Genomic DNA, 16,529 nt, shown 5'->3' with positions numbered 1-16,529 from the left:
CCAGGTACGATTTGGAAGGAGCGCGACCTTGAGTAGCGAAATCATCAAAGTTCCCGACATCGGCGGTAGCGAAGGTGTCGAAATCATCGAGATCGCGGTGTCCGAAGGCGACGTCATCGAAGCGGAAGACACCCTGATCACACTCGAATCCGACAAGGCCAGCATGGACGTGCCCGCTCCCAAGGGCGGCAAGGTGGTCAAGGTGCTGGTGAAAGAGGGCGATAGCGTCTCGGAAGGCGACGATATCCTCGAGCTTGAAGCGGAAGGTAGCAGCGAAAGCGACGACGAGGCGGAGCAGGAGCAGGAAAAATCGGCCCCGGACGAGCAAGAGCAGCCAGCGCAAGAGCAGGAGCCGAAGAAGCCCGCCGCGAAAAAGAGTGGCGGCAAGCAGACCGTCGATATCAAGGTGCCCGACCTGGGCGGCTCGGAGAACGTCGAGGTAATCGAAGTAGCCGTGGGCGAAGGCGATGACGTCGATGCCGAGGATACTTTGATCACGCTGGAGTCCGACAAGGCCTCCATGGACGTGCCCAGCCCCCATGGCGGCAAGATCGTCAGCTTCAGCGTGAAAGAGGGCGACACGGTATCCGAAGGCGATGTGATCGGCCAGATGGAGATTGCCGGCGAAGGCGATGACAGCGAAAGCGCTGACGAATCGCAAGGCACTGCCGACCCCAAGGTATCCGACGACCTCGAGGCGGCCGAAGATACCGCCGAAGAAGAGAGCGAAGGCGAGGGTAAGGACGAAGGCGAAAGCGAGGACGGCGAGCCCGAGCGAAAGGAGATTCGCGTACCCGATCTTTCCGGTTCCTCCGACGTACCGATCATCGAGATCGCTGCTGCTGCCGGTGACGAGATCAACGAAGAAGATCCGCTGATCACGCTGGAGTCCGACAAGGCTTCCATGGATGTGCCGAGCCCCTACAAGGGCAAGCTGCTCGAGCTCACCGTGAAAGAGGGCGACACGGTATCCGAAGGCGATGTCATCGGTTATATCGAGGTCGCCTCGGCAGGTGGTGCTAAAGCGAAGAAGTCGGCGCCGAAAAAGGCAGCGCCGGAGAAGGCATCTCAGCAGAAGGCGCAGCAGAGTAGTTCAAGTCAGCCAGGAGCCAAATCATCAGCGTCACCGGCGGGTACGCCCAGCCCCGAAGCGCAGATGGCTGCGCACAAGCCGCGCGATGGCAAGCTGGTGCATGCCGGACCGGCGGTACGCATGCTGGCGCGAGAGTTGGGCGTCGACCTGGGGCTGGTCAAGCCCAGCGGGCCGAAGGATCGCGTTCTCAAGGAAGACGTCCATGTCTACGTCAAGCAGGCGATTGCCAATCAGGGCAAGAGCCAGGCGGAGGCGCCGGCTGCCGGTGGTTCGGGCATACCCCCGATCCCGCAGGTCGATTTCAGCCAGTTCGGTGAAGTCGAAGAAAAGCCGATGGGACGCCTGCTCAAGATGGGCGCGACCAACCTGCACCGCAGCTGGGTCAACGTGCCTCATGTTACCCAGTTCGACGAGGCGGATATTACCGAGCTCGAGGCGTTCCGCAAGTCGATGAAGGCCGAAGCCGAAGCCCAGGGCGCCAAGCTCACGCCGCTGCCGTTTCTGGTCAAGGCGTGCGCCTTCGCCCTGCGCATGTTCCCGCAGTTCAACGTCAGCCTGAAGGGCGATGGCGAAACTTTGGTGTGGAAGAAATACGTCCATATCGGCATTGCCGTCGATACCCCGGATGGCTTGATGGTGCCGGTGGTACGCGACGCCGACAAGAAATCGCTCATCGAGCTGGCTCGGGACATGGCGGAACTGGGCAAGAAGGCTCAGACCAAGAAGCTCAAGCGTGACGAGATGACCGGTGGATGTTTCACCATCTCGAGTCTGGGATCGATCGGTGGCACAGCGTTCACGCCTATCGTCAATGCTCCCGAAGTGGCGATCCTCGGCGTCTCCAAGGCGCAGATGAAGCCGGTATGGGACGGTGGCGAGTTCCAGCCGCGGCTGATGATGCCGCTGTCGCTGTCCTACGATCACCGCGCCATCAACGGTGCCGACGCGGCGCGCTTTACCGCGTTCCTGGCCGATGTGTTGAGCGATATCCGCCGCTTGCTGCTGTAACGTCAGGCGGTAACGGCAAGTCCTTCAGCGGCGCCTTCGGGCGCCGCTTTGCTTCGCTGCGGGGGCGGTTGCCGCAGGCAGGCGACCAAAGTGCAATTTTTTTATCAACAACCTGTTTTGCAATACAAAAAATTGGAAAAAAGCACCTGTCTCAGGCTTTTGGGGAGTTGTGCCGGTGCAACGGCCCCGTTATTGTCAACGGTCTTCCATTTTGGTGCGATCGTTCATTCTTCCGACTACACAATAATGTCGTCTTCACCACTTTCGTCTTCATTCAAGGAGCAGTGCGATGCGTTTGATCCTGTTGGGCGCCCCCGGCGCAGGTAAAGGAACCCAGGCTCAGTTCATTTGCGAGCAGTACAAGATTCCTCAGATTTCCACCGGCGACATGCTGCGCACCGCGGTGAAGGAGGGCAGCGAGCTGGGGCTAAAGGTCAAGGAAATCATGACGAGTGGCGGCCTGGTCTCCGATGATGTGATCATCGCCTTGGTCAAGGAGCGTATCGCCCAGCCGGACTGCAAGAATGGCTTCCTGTTCGATGGTTTTCCGCGCACCATTCCTCAGGCCGATGCCATGAAGGAAGCCGGGGTCAAGCTCGATCACGTGCTCGAGATCGCCGTGCCCGACGAGGAGATTGTCAACCGCCTGGGCGGTCGCCGCGTTCATCCAGCTTCAGGCCGGGTATATCACGTCGATTACAATCCGCCCAAGGAGCCGGGCAAGGATGACGTCACCGGCGAGCCACTGATCCAGCGCGACGATGACCAGGAATCCACCGTGCGCAACCGTCTGGCGGTCTACCATGATCAGACGGCACCCCTGGTCGATTACTATCAGCAATGGGCGAAGGAAGACCCGCAAGCCGCCCCCGCCTATCACCGGGTGGAAGGCATCGGCAGTGTGGACGACATCACCCGTCAGGTGATGGAGGCGTTGAAGTCGTAGTTCGATCGAGGCAGTACCTCCTGCAGTAAGGCGGTAGTCTCCTCCAGACGATGGCTCGCTTCATTCAAGCGGGCCATCGTCGTGTCGGCCCAGGCCACGTATACTAGCGGTTCATTTTGTTCGGTGACTCTACGTCATGTCCACATTACTGCTTGCGCTCGATGCCTCATCCAGCGCCTGTTCGGTTGCGTTGCTGCGGCGCGAACCCGGTCGCGAGGATGAGTGCTTCAGCCGCTTTGAACTCACCCCGCGCGCCCATACTCGTCGTCTGATGCCGATGGTTGAAGAAGTGCTGGCCGAAGCGGGCGTGGCCTCGGGGGAACTCGATGCCGTGGCCTATGGCCGGGGGCCGGGGTCGTTCACCGGCTTGCGCATTGCCGCTGGCGCCGCCCAGGGGCTGGCTTTCGGGCTGGACCGCCCATTGCTGGGAATCTCGACGCTCGAGGCGTTGGCCTTGGGAGCGCACCGCCGCCATCACTTTCGCTATCTGATCACGGCCCTCGATGCGCGCATGAATGAGATCTATGCCGCGGCTTGGCACTGCAACGCAGGGGGAGTGACCTGCCTGCAAGCAGAGGCGGTTATCGCGCCGCAGCACTTTGTCTTGCCTGATCAAGAGACCGAATGGGTCGGGGTCGGCTCGGGCTGGGCGCTATGGGAGCAGATGCCGGTGACGGTACAGGCTGGAGTCGGGCAACTTGTCACTTCCCTGGAAGCCAGCGCCGACGACATGCTGTTGCTGGCGGCTCGCGACCTGGACGCCGGGTTGGGGCGTGAGGCCCATGAGGTCCAGCCCGTCTACCTGCGCAACGATGTGGCATGGAAAAAATCCTAATGACGCCGGCTCCCGGCCTGGCGCTGGTACGCCAACCGGGCGGTCTGGTGCTGGCGGGGGACGAGGCGCGCTACGGCAAGCCGCTCAGGGTGGATTTCACCAGCGGCAAGGTGGCGCATCGTCGCCAGTTCGGGGGAGGGCGTGGCCAGTTGGTGGCCAAGGCCTGCGGTCTGGCCAGAGGAGTCACACCGCATGTGGTGGATGCCACAGCAGGATTGGGTCGCGATGCCTTCGTGCTGGCAAGCCTGGGCGCCGAGGTACTGCTGATCGAGCGTGTGCCGGCCATTGCGGCCTTGTTGCGGGATGGCCTGGAACGCGGTGCTCAGGATATCGAGGCGGCGGCTATCATCGCCCGCATGCGCTTGCTCGAGGGCGATGCCGCACAGCAACTCGAGGATCTCGTGAAACAGGCGGATTTCCCGCCGCAGGTGGTGCATCTCGATCCCATGTTTCCCCACCGGGAGAAGTCGGCACTGGTCAAGAAAGAGATGCGAATCTTCCGTGAACTGGCGGGCGAGGACAATGATGCCCCTCTGCTGCTGGACGCCGCGCTGCAGGTCGCAACCCATCGTGTGGTGGTAAAGCGCCCGCGCAAGGCGCCTCCTATCGAGGGGCCGGCTCCTCATCATTGTGTGGAAGGCAAGACCAGCCGTTACGATTTGTATGTACACCGCTCACTGGCTCGTTCCGACTGAGGCGGTTGATGAGAAGAACCGCAGGAGAAGGCATGCGAGCCACTTGGCGAGACGACAACACTTTCACGATGCTGCCCCAGGCATCGCGCTTTCTGCCCGCTATCTTCAAGGCGGTGGACGAAGCACAGACGTACGTGCTGGTCGAGCTCTACCTGATGGAGTCCGGCGTTCTGGCAACCCAGCTGTGCGATGCCTTGATAGCGGCCGCCCAGCGCGATGTCACGGTATTGCTGTTGCTGGATGGCTACGGTGCCATGGGACTTTCCAGTGCCGATCGCCAGCGGCTCGAGCAGAGTCGGGTGGCGGTGCGTTTTTTCAACCCTATCGGTTTCCACTCATTGGCGCGTAACCTGAGCCGGGATCATCGCAAGATCGTGGTGGTCGATGGCAAGGTCGCCTTCACCGGCGGATTCGGCGCGGTGGATGAGTTCCTCAACGACTGGTACGAAATTGCCGTACGTATTGAAGGGCCGGTGGTGCAGGATTGGATACGCCTGTTCAGCGAACTGTGGGACTCACGTATGACCCGAGGCCAGGCGGCTGCGCAACTGGTCCATTCGCTGCCAGCCGCTGTCTGGCCCGAACATGGCGAAAGCGGCATGCGCGGACGAGTCATCTCGGGGCAAGGCTACCGCTACCAGGCAATCCGTCATTCGCTTTACCAGCGGGTGGGTGCCGCACGCGAGCGCCTATGGTTGTGTACGCCTTATTTCGTGCCGACGTTCCAGTTGCGCCGTCGTCTGGTCAAGGCGGCGCGTCGGGGAGTGGATGTGCGGCTATTGCTGCCCGGCGACAAAAGCGATCACCCTAGCGTGCGCCATGCCGGCCAGCGGTATTATCAGCGCATGCTCAAGGCCGGCGTAAGAATCTTCGAATTTCAACCCAGTTTCATCCATGCCAAGTTCGTGCTGGTGGACGATTGGGTGAGCTTGGGATCATGCAATTTCGATCATTGGAACCTGCATTGGAATCTGGAAGCCAACCAGGAGGTGGATGATCCGCGCTTTGCACGTGAAGTAAGCGAGCTGTTCGAGGCCAATTTCGCTACCAGCCGTGAAGTGGACGCTGCTGTCTGGGCCCGGCGTCCACTATGGCAACGAGCCAAGGAGTGGGTTTTCGGCACCCTGGATAGTGCGCTGTCGCGCTTGCGCTAGCTCCTCCGGCCCTTGGCCGGCGTCTTCCTGCGCGGTTTGGGCTTGGGCGTTTCGGGGGGAACGCGATAGTGCAGATAGAGATCCAGTACCAGCTCGGGTAGCTGGGCGACGAAGGTCTCCACGCGCTGTGTGTCGCCGGCAAGCTCGGTCATGTCCGGTTCATCGTCGAATAGGCCCGATAGCAGCATGAAGGGCAGCAACAGGGTGGCGGTGGCTTCCTCATCCTCTGCGAACCAGGCGGCTTCATCGAGAAATACCGCTTCCATGAACCCGGCGCACCAGTCACCGATCGGCGTCTCCTCCGGCGTCAGTCCCTCGAGACTCAGGTCAAACGGCAGTTCCGGCAGTCCGCCTTGTTCCAGTACGGCAATGGCATTGTCGCGCAGCAAGACGAGCAATCCCAAAATATCGTCGCGTTGAGTCGGGTCGCTGAAGCGGGGCTCACCTTGAAAAAGCTCCGCGAGCCAAGTGGTGGGGTCGAGTTCGCCAGGGGCGACGGCCAAAGCCACTAGAAACCCGTGGGCCGAGATCATGTCCAGAGCATCGTCGTCGACCTGGTCGGAGTCGAGAAACTCATCCAGGCGTTCCAACTGAGCGTCGTCCAGTAGCGGTTGGGGTAGGTTGGTTTCCGCTTCGGCGGCGGGACGGTCTGCCATGCTAGCCTCACAATCACGTGGATCAAAAGCGTAGTTTAGCATCATGACGAAACCTGTATTGCCTTCTCCCGACTCCACGGCATTAGCCGCACTGGATAGAGCGCAGCTGTTCCAGGCGGTGGAAGCCCGTGTGGAAGCGGCATGGGCGCTGTGCCGGGAGGTTCATCCGCAGCTGCCGCGTCCCGGTGTCTGGTTCGACTTGCGTGGTGGCTCGGCCGGCCAGGCCCATCTCGGCCGCGGCGGGCTGCGCTTCAACCCGAGCCTGCTGGAGGAAAATCGCGATGCCTTCATGGTGGAAGTGGTTCCTCATGAAATGGCGCACTGGCTGGTGTTCCATCTGCAGGATGGTACCCGCTTGAAACCCCATGGCCGGGAATGGCAGACGGTGATGCGCGAGCTGTTCGGGCTGGCGGCCCAAGTCACTCATCGCTTCGATACACGACGTGCGCGCCCCACTCCCTATCGCTATCGTTGTGGCTGCCAGGAACACGGCTTTACCTCCAGACGTCATGGCCTAGTATTGAAAGGGAGGCGCTACCGCTGCCGTGATTGCGCTCAGACCTTGGTCTATCATGTCTATAGGGAAGCTGATATTTAGCTGCAGGGCTTTGTTTTTTAAACAAAAAAACTTGCTACCAATGTCTAAAGGGAAGCTCGGCACGGGAGGTTTATGCTGGGCGTGATAAATGGCGTCGGTACAGCTAACAACAACCTGGCCGGCAATATCCCCCCTAAAGAGTGTATTCCACGGATTCATTCCCACGGACTAGAGGCAATTTCATGAGCGAACAGCAGAACGTTTATCCAGTGCGCGAGGATTTCGCTGCCAACGCCTGGGCCGATAAAGAAAAATACCAGGCCATGTACCAACAGTCGGTGGATGACCCGGAAGGCTTCTGGGCGGAACAGGCCAAACGTCTGGATTGGTTCAAGACACCGACGAAAATCAAGAACACCAAGTTCGACGCCCACAATGTGGATATTCGCTGGTTCGAGGACGGCACCCTGAACGCCAGCGCCAACTGTCTCGATCGCCACCTAGAGACCCGCGGCGACCAGCCGGCGATCATCTGGGAAGGCGACGACCCCAACGAATCGAAGACGATCACGTACCGTGAGCTGCACGCCAGAACTTGCCAGCTGGCCAATGCACTCAAGGAGCTGGGCATCGGCAAGGGCGATGTCGTTACCCTGTACATGCCGATGATTCCCGAAGCGGCCGTCGCCATGCTGGCATGCGCCCGCATCGGTGCCGTGCATTCGGTGGTGTTCGGCGGCTTCTCGCCGGACGCCGTGGCTCAGCGGGTGATCGGTGCCGCTTCCAAGCTGGTGATTACCGCTGATGAATCGGTCCGCGGCGGCAAGCACGTGCCGCTCAAGGATAACGTCGATGCGGCACTGACCCGCGATGGCACCGATGTATGCGAGAAGGTGCTGGTGGTCAAGCGTACCGGCGGCGATATCGAGTGGAACGACGGGCGCGACGTCTGGTACTCGGATGTAGTGGAGAAGCAGTCCACCGAGTGCCCCGCTGAAGAGATGAACGCCGAAGACCCGCTGTTCATTCTCTATACCTCCGGTTCCACCGGGGCGCCGAAAGGCCTCAAACACACTACCGGCGGTTATCTCACCTATGCCGCCCTGACTCACCAGTACGTATTCGACTACCAGGATGGCGAGGTCTACTGGTGTACTGCGGATGTCGGCTGGGTGACCGGACACAGTTACATCATCTACGGGCCGTTGGCCAATGGCGCCACCACGCTGATGTTCGAAGGCGTGCCGAGCTATCCGACTCATGGCCGCATGGGCGAGATCGTCGACAAGCACAATGTCTCGATCCTCTATACCGCGCCGACTGCCGTACGTGCCCTGATGGCCCACGGCGACGATGTCATGCAGAGCAGCTCACGGGCCAGCCTGCGCCTGCTGGGCTCGGTCGGCGAGCCGATCAACCCGGAAGCCTGGGAATGGTTCTATCGCGTGATCGGCAACGAGAAATGTCCTATCGTCGATACCTGGTGGCAAACCGAGACCGGCGGCATCATGATTGCACCGCTTCCCGGCGCCACGGATCTCAAGCCGGGTTCAGCAACCCAGCCGTTCTTCGGCGTGGTGCCGGCACTGGTCGACAGCGAAGGTAACGAGCTGCAAGGCGCCACCGAAGGCAACCTGGTGATTCTGGACTCCTGGCCGGGTCAGGCGCGCTCGATCTGGGGCGATCACGACCGCTTCGTGCAGACCTACTTCTCGACCTACCAGGGCATGTACTTTACCGGTGACGGCTGTCGTCGTGACGAGGACGGCTACTACTGGATCACCGGTCGCGTCGACGACGTGCTCAATGTTTCCGGGCACCGCATGGGTACCGCCGAGATCGAATCATCGCTGGTGGCCCACGAGGCCGTGGCCGAAGCTGCCGTGGTGGGTTTCCCCCACGACATCAAGGGCCAGGGGATCTACATCTATGTCACTCTCAACGATACTGCCGAGCCAACCGATGAGCTGAAGAAGGAGTTGACTCAATGGGTGCGCAAGGATATCGGGCCGATCGCCTCGCCGGATATCATCCAGTGGGCGCCGGGGCTGCCCAAGACGCGTTCCGGCAAGATCATGCGCCGTATCCTGCGCAAGATCGCCGCCAACGAATGCGACGGCCTGGGCGACACCAGCACATTGGCGGACCCCAGCGTGGTCGATGATCTCATCGAGCACCGCGCCAACCAATAAGGCTTTTTGCCGCCTGCAATGCTACGACTGCCTCGATGCCGACCTTCTGGGTCGGCATCGTTGTTTTAATGGTCAATTTTAATGGTCAGTTTTAAAGTCGTAACATTCTGTGCATGACGGTTGGGCATCGTTAAGCCCATGGGGTAACATGCATCAACCGTATGAGCCTAGCGTTGCGGCGGCAGGCCAAGCTCCCGCTGCTTAAGGAACCGGAGGAAAATCCATGGCCTTTGCCCATAAATTCATCGTCGCTGACGATCATCCGCTGTTCCGCGCGGCGCTTACACAAGCGCTGCGCCAGTTGGCCCCACAGGCGGAGATAGTGGAAGCCGACACGATGGAAGCAACCAACGAAGTGGTCAATCGCCATCCCGACGCCGACCTGATCCTGCTGGACCTGCACATGCCCGGCGCGCACGGATTTTCCGGATTGATCCAGCTGCGTGGACAGATGCCCGATATCCCCGTGGCGGTGGTATCCGGAAGCGACGAGCCCTATGTGGTACGGCGTGCCATCGACTATGGCGCATCGGGTTTCATTCCCAAGTCCTCGTCGCTGCAATTGATCGCCGAAGCCGTGGGCGAGATATTGCAGGGTGAGGTTTGGCTGCCCGAAGCGCTGGCCAATGTGCTGCAAGACAGCAGCGAAGAGGAGACACGTTTCGCTGAAGCGATCGCCTCTCTCACCCCGCAGCAATTCCGGGTCTTGAACATGCTGACCGAAGGCCTGCTCAACAAGCAGATCGCCTATGAACTGAGCGTCTCGGAAGCCACCATCAAGGCGCACGTGACCGCTATCCTGCGCAAGCTGGGAGTTCATTCGCGCACCCAAGCCGTGATTGCGGCCCAGAAGCTTGAGGTCGACCCGCCCAAGGTTGAATCCTGACCGCCACAAGGTGGATGTTGCATGGCATCCACCACCTTGGCTCTTATCGCTCTTGTTCGGTTTTTACTCCTGCTCCTGCTGTCCCGCTCGGCTGGCTTGCAGCGTACGGGTGAGCAGCGCTCTCAGCGCCGCGGGACGAACCGGCTTGAGCAGTAACTGATAGCCACTGCGCTTGACCTCCTCCGCCACGGCCTCGGTGCGGTCGGCGGTAATCACGATACCCGGCACCGCGCCTGCAACCCTTTCGCTTAACGCCTCGAGCGCCATCAATCCAGTGACTTCGTTATCCAGGTGGTAATCGGCGAGTATGGCATCGGGGTCGCCATCCAGATTGCGCAGGATCGACTTGGCGCCGCCGATGCTGGTAGCGGTGAAGACCTCGCATCCCCATCCCGACAGCATGGCGCTCATCCCTTCGAGAATCAGGGTTTCGTTATCGATACATACGATGCGCGTGCCCGCCAACTTGTTGCCGCTGCGTCGCGACGAGGCGTCGAAGGATTCGGCCTTGGCTTCCCCCGCGGCAACGATGGGTACCGTAACGGAGAACATGGTTCCCACGTCCACCCACGAGCGGACCTTGATGGGATGATCCAGCACACGGCTCATGCGATCGGCAATGGAAAGACCGAGCCCCAGACCTTTTTCGCTCTCCTTGTGGCGTGAAGCCTGGTCCAGGCGACGGAACTCCTGAAATATCTCGGAAAGTTTGGACTCTGGTATGCCGGGCCCGCTATCCCAGACCTCGATCGAGAGACGATCCCCATGGCGGCGGCATCCTAGCAGCACCTGCCCCTCCTGGGTGTAGCGAATGGCGTTGGCCAGGAAATTCTGCACGATGCGGCGCAGCATTTGCGGATCGCTGTCCACCCAGAGCCGGGTAGGAACCACCGACAGGTCCAGGCCGCGGTTTTCGGCCATGACGTCGAATTCCGCCCGCAGCGGCAGCAAGATATCGGCCAGGGCGAAGTGGCTGCGCCGGGGGGTGAGGGCGCCGGCATCGAGCTTGGAAATGTCCAGCAGCGTGCTCAATAGCTCTTCCGCGGCTTGCAAGGAGTTGTCGATATGACCGATGGTCCGCTGGGTATCCTCTGCCATGTCGTTCTGCAGCAGGGCTGAAGTGAAAAGTCGGGCGGCATTCAACGGCTGCAGCAGGTCGTGGCTCGCCGCCGCCAGGAAGCGGGTCTTGGAGGCGTTGGCATCTTCGGCCAGTTGCTTGGCCTGACGCAGGGCTTGTTCGGCTTCGGCGCGCACCCGATTTTCCTGGCGCAGGGCGGCATTGGCTTCGGAAAGCGCCTGGGTTCGCTCGCGAACCCGTTCCTCCAGGGTCTCGTTAGTTTCCTTGAGGGCGATCTCTGCCTGGCGTCGCTCGGTAATGTCCTGATACAGGGCGAAAAAGCCGAGAATGGCCTCGCTATCGCCGAAATGGGGCGTATAGGTCACCAGCATGTAGCGCATCACGTCATCGAGCTGGAGCGAGACTTCAAAGCTGACGCGTTCGCCTCTCAAGGCGCGCGCTACCCAGGGCGCACGCTCCTGTGCTCTATGGGCGGGAAGCACTTGCTCGAAGCGCTTGCCGATCACGGCGTTGCGGTCGATGCCGAATGCCTGCTCATAGGCCCGGTTGGTAAACAGGTAGCGACACTCCTTGTCGAAGTAGGCGATCAGCGCCGGCACATTGTCGGTATAGATGCGGATGTTGTTTTCCGAGCGGATCAAGGCTTCCTCGATGCGCTTCTGCTGGGTGATGTCCTGATAGGTATAGACAAACCCGCCGCCGGGCATGGGGTTTCCCTGTACCTCGAGCACGCTGCCATCCTGGCGGTAACGCACATAACGGTGGGGTTGGCCGTCGCGAATGTTGTCCAGCAGCAACTGCACGTGCTCTTCGGGGTCGCCGGGGCCGTATTCGCCGTTGTGGGCGTTATAGCGGAAGATGCGGTCGATGGGGGCGCCGACCCGGATCAGGTGATCGGGAAAGCGGAACAGTTCCAGATAGCGCTGATTCCAGACCACCAGGCGCAGGTTCTGATCGACCACGCTGATGCCCTGGTTGATGTTCTCGATGGTGGCCTGGAGTAGAGCACGGTTGAACTCGAGAACTTGGGAGGCTTCGTCGACGATCGAGATCACATCCGAAATGCCGATACCGCGACCCTGCAGGGCCGAGTTGACCACGATCCGCGCCGACGATGCGCCGAGTACCGACGCCAGAAAGCGTTCGGTGAACTGGATGATGTCGATCGAGGCTCGAGTGCTGTTTTCCAGGGTCTTGGCGCTGCGCCTGGCGTAGTCGGCGAAGGCGCGCTCGACCTGGTCGGCTCCCAGAAAGCGTTCGCAAAGGACTTTCAGGTCTCCCACGGTGGTGGCGCCAGTCCAGGGCCGGTTGACCGAGGTCTGGCGCGTTTCGACACTATCGACGAACAGCGAGGCCTGGATGCGCTCCACCACCCGCTGAGACGTCACCTGCGATACGAAGATGTAACAGAACAGATTGACCCCGAGCGACAGCATCACGCCGTGAGTAAAACTGTCGCCCAGATTGAGGCCGAACAGGGCGGTGGGCGATAGCCATGTGACCCCTAGCGGTCCTCCATCCAGCCAGGCGACGGGCAATACACCGGCGCCGATCATGGCGGGCAGCAGCAGGCTATAGGCCCAGATGGCAAAGCCTGCGTTCATGCCCACGATGACCCCCAGCCGGTTGCCACGTTTCCAGTAGAGGCCGCCGATCAGGGCCGGCGCGAACTGGGCCGCTGCAGCGAACGACAACATGCCGATCGAGGCCAGGGAGGTAAATTCGCCAATCAGGTGATAGAAGCCGTACGCCATGGCGAGTACGGCAATGATAGTAAGCCGACGGGCACGCAATACCATGCGCCCGTAGTCGCGCGCCTTGGTGTCGAACCAGCGCAAGCGAAACAGGGCGGGGATGACGATTTCATTGGAGATCATGATCGATACCGCGACCGCCGCCACGATGACCATGCCGGTAGCGGCGGAAAAGCCGCCGATGAAGGTCAGCAGCGTCAGCCACTCATGTCCGGATGCCATCGACAGGGCCAGGACATAGGTGTCCGCCTCGACCCCGCTTTCGGAGAACAGGATCAGCCCGGCGGCGGCCAGCGGAACGACGAAAAAAGCCACGGCGATGAGATACAGCGGAAACAGCCAGCGCGCTTTCGAAGCGTCATCCTGATGAGTGTTCTCCACGACCGCGACATGGAACTGTCGCGGCAGGCACAGAATCGCCAGCATGGCGAGTAGTGTCTGGGCCCAGAAGCTCTGGCCGAAATCCTGGGTAGCGAGCTGACGTTGCAGCTCCAGCTGCTGTTCGGCATGGCCCATCAGCTCGCCGAGGCCGTCGAACATGCCCCAGGTGACATAGGCGCCCAGGAGCAGAAAGGCGAGTAGCTTGACCAGCGACTCGAACGCCACGGCGTGAATCAACCCTTCGTGATGTTCGGTGGCGTCGGTATGGCGGGTGCCGAACAGAATAGCGAACGCGGCCATGACGATAGCGACATAGAAGGCGGTATCGCCGAACAGGGGCGTGTGGGTGATGTCTCTCGCATCGGTCAGCACGCTGAAGGAGGTAGAAACCGCTTTCAGCTGCAGGGCGATATAGGGCAGGGTGCCGATCAGGGCGACCATACTGGCAAAGGCGGCCAATGATTGCGTCTTGCCATAGCGCGAAGCAATGAAATCGGCGATCGAAGTGACGTTCTGATGCTTGGCCACGCGGATCATCTTGGCCAGTACCGGCCAGAATAGCAGGAACGTCAGAATAGGTCCGACGAAGATACTGGCAAACGACCAGCCCGCCGTCGCTGCCTGCCCCACGGCACCATAGAATGTCCATGACGTGCAGTAGATGGCGAGTGCCAGGCTGTAGATGAGCGGCCGTCGCCGACTGGCCCCTTGCATGCGAGCGCGGCGATCACCATGCCAGGCAATGGTGAACAGCACGGCAATGTAGAGCAGCGAAATGGCCACCAGCAACCAGCCGTGGAACATGCCTCTCTCCTGTCACAGTGGGAAAGCCACGATTCTACGGCAATCGTATCGCCAGGGCAGCCTTGAGCATCGGCGCCAGGTTGCCGGCCGCTTGTTGATTCGTCAGGCGGCGCAGACTGCCTGGTAGAGGGGGGAATTCGTGTCGAGCTGACGCAGGCGTGACATGCGTGGCTGGCGAGATTCCTCGTCCAGGGGAATCATCTCCTGAGTCTGGCAGTTCATGAGGTAGGTCTGGTGCGTCACTCGGTCCATGTACTGTTTCTCGAAATGGTAGAGAATGAACTCGATCACCTCTTCGCTATCCGAACGGGTGACCTTCATGTTTTCCTGGTCGACCACTTCAAAGGCGATGGTCATGGGGAAGGCATAGGTCCAGGGGCGCCACAGGGCACTGCCTTGTTCAGTGGAAACGATTTCGGTGGTTTCGGGAAGTTGCTGCTGCTTGTAGGTGAACCAGGAGTACTCGAAGTGAATCTGGTAACCCAGCATGCCGAGTGCGGCAAAAACGGGAATTACCCAGCGAGGCAGGCGCTTGCCGCTTAGGGTTCGCAGTAGTAGCGCGATACCGGCGGCCGCCAGGCCCGAGAATATGGCTGCAATCAGGTGCCAGATCATAGTTCAACCTTTGTTAAAGCAATCGGGCTTCCCTGGGGAAGCCCGATTTCGTTGGGATTCATCACGCAGCACTGCCGCGTCAGGAAACCATTATCGCTTAGTGGGCAACCGCACCACCAGCACCTTTTGGATAGCGAACGCTTTCCACCAGGTCCTGGATTTCCTGCGGCGGTGCCTGGGTGACGCTGGAGACCGTGAAGGCAACCGCGAAGTTGATGATCGCACCCACCGCACCGAAGGACAGCGGCGAAATTCCGAAGATCCAGTTATCCGGCGTGTTGGCCAGCATGTTGGTTTCGGGGATGAAGAACCAGCCCAGGTAGGTGAAGATGTACAACAAGGTGGCGATGAGACCGGACAGCATACCGGCCACCGCGCCGACATTGTTCATCCGCTTGGAGAAGATACCCATCATCAAGGCCGGGAACAGCGAGGCACCGGCGATACCGAAGGCAAGGGCTACCGTCTGTGCGGCAAACCCTGGTGGGTTCAAGCCCAGGTAGGTTGCCAGCAGAATCGCGCCCGCCATGGAGATCCTGGCTGCCAGCATTTCGCCTTTTTCCGAGATCTTCGGATTGATCATGGTCTTGATCAAGTCGTGACTGATGGCCGAGGAAATGGCCAGCAACAGCCCGGCGGCGGTAGACAGTGCCGCGGCGATACCCCCGGCGGCGATCAAGCCGATGACCCAGCCCGGCAGGTTGGCAATCTCGGGGTTGGCGAGTACCAGGATGTCATTGTTGACGTCCAGTTCGTTACCTTCCCAGCCATTCTCCGCGGCGATGGGGGCGAAGTCTTCGCTACCGGCGTTGTACAACTGGATGCGGCCATCGTCGTTCAGGTCGTTGAAGGTGATCAGGCCGGTCTCTTCCCAGGTTCTGATCCAGTCCGGACGGTCTGCGTAAAGAATTGGCTCTTGTGCCGCTTCTGAGTAATCCTCTACGTCTCCAGCCATTTCCGGGTAGATGGTGGTCATCAGGTTCAGACGTGCCATGGAGCCGACCGCCGGTGCGGTGAGGTAGAGCAGGGCGATGAACACCAATGCCCAACCTGCCGACCAGCGCGCGTCAGCAACCTTGGGAACGGTGAAGAAACGGATGATGACGTGAGGCAGGCCGGCGGTACCGACCATCAAGGACAGGGTGAACAGCACCATGTTGAGCTTGTTGTCGACATCGGCGGTGTAATCCCGGAAGCCCAGGGCATTGACCACGGAATCCAGTTTCTCCAGCAGCGGTACGCCGGACTCGGTGTGAGTGCTGAACATGCCGAACATGGGGATCGGGTTGCCGGTCAGCTGCATGGCGATGAAGATGGCCGGGATGGTGTAGGCGATGATCAGCACGACGTACTGGGCCACCTGGGTGTAGGTAATGCCTTTCATGCCACCGAATACGGCGTAGAGGAAGACGATCAACGCCGCGAGCCAGATACCCCAGGTATTGCTGACTTCCAGAAAGCGCGAGAAGGCAACGCCGGCACCGGTCATCTGGCCGATGACGTAAGTCACCGAGGCCACGATCAAGCAGATGATGGCTACAAGGCGAGCGGTATTGCTGTAGAAGCGGTCACCGATGAAGTCGGGCACCGTGAACTTGCCGAACTTGCGCAGGTAGGGGGCCAGCAACATGGCGAGGATGACGTAGCCGCCCGTCCAACCCATGAGGAATGTCGAGTTGGCATAACCGCCGGAAGCCAGCAGGCCCGCCATGGATATGAAGGAAGCGGCTGACATCCAGTCGGCGGCGGTCGCCATGCCGTTGGTGATTGGGTGAACGCCGCCACCGGCGACATAGAAGTCCTTCGTCGACCCGGCACGGGCCCAGATCGCGATACCTATGTACAAGGCAAAGGATGCCCCGACGAAAAGAATGTTGATTGCAAATTGGCTCAT

Annotated in this window: 12 protein-coding genes; 8 read left to right on the top strand and 4 right to left on the bottom strand. The window is 60.4% G+C overall.

Going from position 1 to position 16,529, the window contains the following annotated elements:
* Window positions 1-28 precede the first annotated feature (28 nt).
* The 5 genes from aceF to R5M92_RS12235 all read left to right on the top strand — a co-directional run bounded on the left by aceF (window position 29) and on the right by R5M92_RS12235 (window position 5,731).
* Entirely contained in the window at window positions 29-2,101 is a 2,073-nt protein-coding gene (gene aceF, locus R5M92_RS12255; RefSeq protein WP_346796228.1) for a dihydrolipoyllysine-residue acetyltransferase, read from the top strand.
* A gap of 289 nt (window positions 2,102-2,390) precedes the next feature.
* Window positions 2,391-3,047 (top strand): adenylate kinase, encoded by a 657-nt coding sequence (gene adk, locus R5M92_RS12250; RefSeq protein ID WP_346796227.1) that lies wholly within the window; start codon window positions 2,391-2,393, stop codon window positions 3,045-3,047.
* A 136-nt stretch (window positions 3,048-3,183) separates the two neighbouring features.
* The gene (tsaB, locus tag R5M92_RS12245; protein WP_346796226.1) at window positions 3,184-3,882 is read left to right on the top strand and encodes a tRNA (adenosine(37)-N6)-threonylcarbamoyltransferase complex dimerization subunit type 1 TsaB; all 699 of its coding nucleotides are present in this window, start codon (window positions 3,184-3,186) and stop codon (window positions 3,880-3,882) included.
* Window positions 3,867-4,577, top strand: a complete 711-nt coding sequence (locus R5M92_RS12240) for a class I SAM-dependent methyltransferase (protein WP_346796225.1) — start codon at window positions 3,867-3,869, stop codon at window positions 4,575-4,577. The genes tsaB and R5M92_RS12240 overlap by 16 nt, the downstream gene beginning before the upstream one ends.
* A 32-nt stretch (window positions 4,578-4,609) precedes the next feature.
* Window positions 4,610-5,731, top strand: a complete 1,122-nt coding sequence (locus R5M92_RS12235; protein ID WP_346796224.1) for a phospholipase D-like domain-containing protein — start codon at window positions 4,610-4,612, stop codon at window positions 5,729-5,731.
* On the opposite strand, the gene R5M92_RS12230 is transcribed toward R5M92_RS12235, so the two are convergent.
* Window positions 5,728-6,387, bottom strand: a complete 660-nt coding sequence (locus R5M92_RS12230) for a YecA family protein (protein ID WP_346796223.1) — start codon at window positions 6,385-6,387, stop codon at window positions 5,728-5,730. The two genes, R5M92_RS12235 and R5M92_RS12230, sit on opposite strands and share 4 nt — an antisense overlap.
* A gap of 43 nt (window positions 6,388-6,430) precedes the next feature.
* Between R5M92_RS12230 and R5M92_RS12225 the strand changes: the two genes are divergently transcribed.
* The 3 genes from R5M92_RS12225 to R5M92_RS12215 all read left to right on the top strand — a co-directional run bounded on the left by R5M92_RS12225 (window position 6,431) and on the right by R5M92_RS12215 (window position 10,003).
* On the top strand, window positions 6,431-6,985 hold the full coding sequence (locus tag R5M92_RS12225) for a SprT-like domain-containing protein (protein ID WP_346796222.1): 555 nt from the start codon (window positions 6,431-6,433) through the stop codon (window positions 6,983-6,985).
* 182 nt (window positions 6,986-7,167) lie between these two features.
* The gene (gene acs / locus R5M92_RS12220) at window positions 7,168-9,117 is read left to right on the top strand and encodes an acetate--CoA ligase (RefSeq protein WP_346796221.1); all 1,950 of its coding nucleotides are present in this window, start codon (window positions 7,168-7,170) and stop codon (window positions 9,115-9,117) included.
* A 223-nt stretch (window positions 9,118-9,340) separates the two neighbouring features.
* Window positions 9,341-10,003, top strand: coding sequence for a response regulator transcription factor (locus tag R5M92_RS12215; protein ID WP_346796220.1), 663 nt, complete (start codon window positions 9,341-9,343; stop codon window positions 10,001-10,003).
* A 63-nt stretch (window positions 10,004-10,066) separates the two neighbouring features.
* Here the strand turns inward: R5M92_RS12215 and R5M92_RS12210 are convergent, their stop codons facing one another.
* The 3 genes from R5M92_RS12210 to R5M92_RS12200 all read right to left on the bottom strand — a co-directional run bounded on the left by R5M92_RS12210 (window position 10,067) and on the right by R5M92_RS12200 (window position 16,529).
* Window positions 10,067-14,020, bottom strand: a complete 3,954-nt coding sequence (locus R5M92_RS12210; protein ID WP_346796219.1) for a NahK/ErcS family hybrid sensor histidine kinase/response regulator — start codon at window positions 14,018-14,020, stop codon at window positions 10,067-10,069.
* A 102-nt stretch (window positions 14,021-14,122) separates the two neighbouring features.
* On the bottom strand, window positions 14,123-14,635 hold the full coding sequence (locus R5M92_RS12205; protein WP_346796218.1) for a hypothetical protein: 513 nt from the start codon (window positions 14,633-14,635) through the stop codon (window positions 14,123-14,125).
* A 97-nt stretch (window positions 14,636-14,732) separates the two neighbouring features.
* Window positions 14,733-16,529, bottom strand: coding sequence for a sodium:solute symporter family protein (locus R5M92_RS12200; RefSeq protein ID WP_346796217.1), 1,797 nt, complete (start codon window positions 16,527-16,529; stop codon window positions 14,733-14,735).

The organism is Halomonas sp. Bachu 37, assembly GCF_039691755.1.
GTDB lineage: Bacteria > Pseudomonadota > Gammaproteobacteria > Pseudomonadales > Halomonadaceae > Vreelandella > Vreelandella kashgarensis.
This window is presented reverse-complemented; position numbering and strand designations above follow the sequence as displayed.

Coding starts and splice junctions, on each gene's coding strand:
- R5M92_RS12235 (WP_346796224.1), top strand. CDS start 4,610: ATGCGAGCCACTTGGCGAGACGACAACACTTTCACGATGCTGCCCCAG.
- R5M92_RS12205 (WP_346796218.1), bottom strand. CDS start 14,635: ATGATCTGGCACCTGATTGCAGCCATATTCTCGGGCCTGGCGGCCGCC.
- acs (WP_346796221.1), top strand. CDS start 7,168: ATGAGCGAACAGCAGAACGTTTATCCAGTGCGCGAGGATTTCGCTGCC.
- R5M92_RS12240 (WP_346796225.1), top strand. CDS start 3,867: ATGGAAAAAATCCTAATGACGCCGGCTCCCGGCCTGGCGCTGGTACGC.
- R5M92_RS12200 (WP_346796217.1), bottom strand. CDS start 16,529: ATGAGCCAATTTGCAATCAACATTCTTTTCGTCGGGGCATCCTTTGCC.
- adk (WP_346796227.1), top strand. CDS start 2,391: ATGCGTTTGATCCTGTTGGGCGCCCCCGGCGCAGGTAAAGGAACCCAG.
- tsaB (WP_346796226.1), top strand. CDS start 3,184: ATGTCCACATTACTGCTTGCGCTCGATGCCTCATCCAGCGCCTGTTCG.
- R5M92_RS12210 (WP_346796219.1), bottom strand. CDS start 14,020: ATGTTCCACGGCTGGTTGCTGGTGGCCATTTCGCTGCTCTACATTGCC.
- R5M92_RS12225 (WP_346796222.1), top strand. CDS start 6,431: ATGACGAAACCTGTATTGCCTTCTCCCGACTCCACGGCATTAGCCGCA.
- R5M92_RS12230 (WP_346796223.1), bottom strand. CDS start 6,387: ATGGCAGACCGTCCCGCCGCCGAAGCGGAAACCAACCTACCCCAACCG.
- R5M92_RS12215 (WP_346796220.1), top strand. CDS start 9,341: ATGGCCTTTGCCCATAAATTCATCGTCGCTGACGATCATCCGCTGTTC.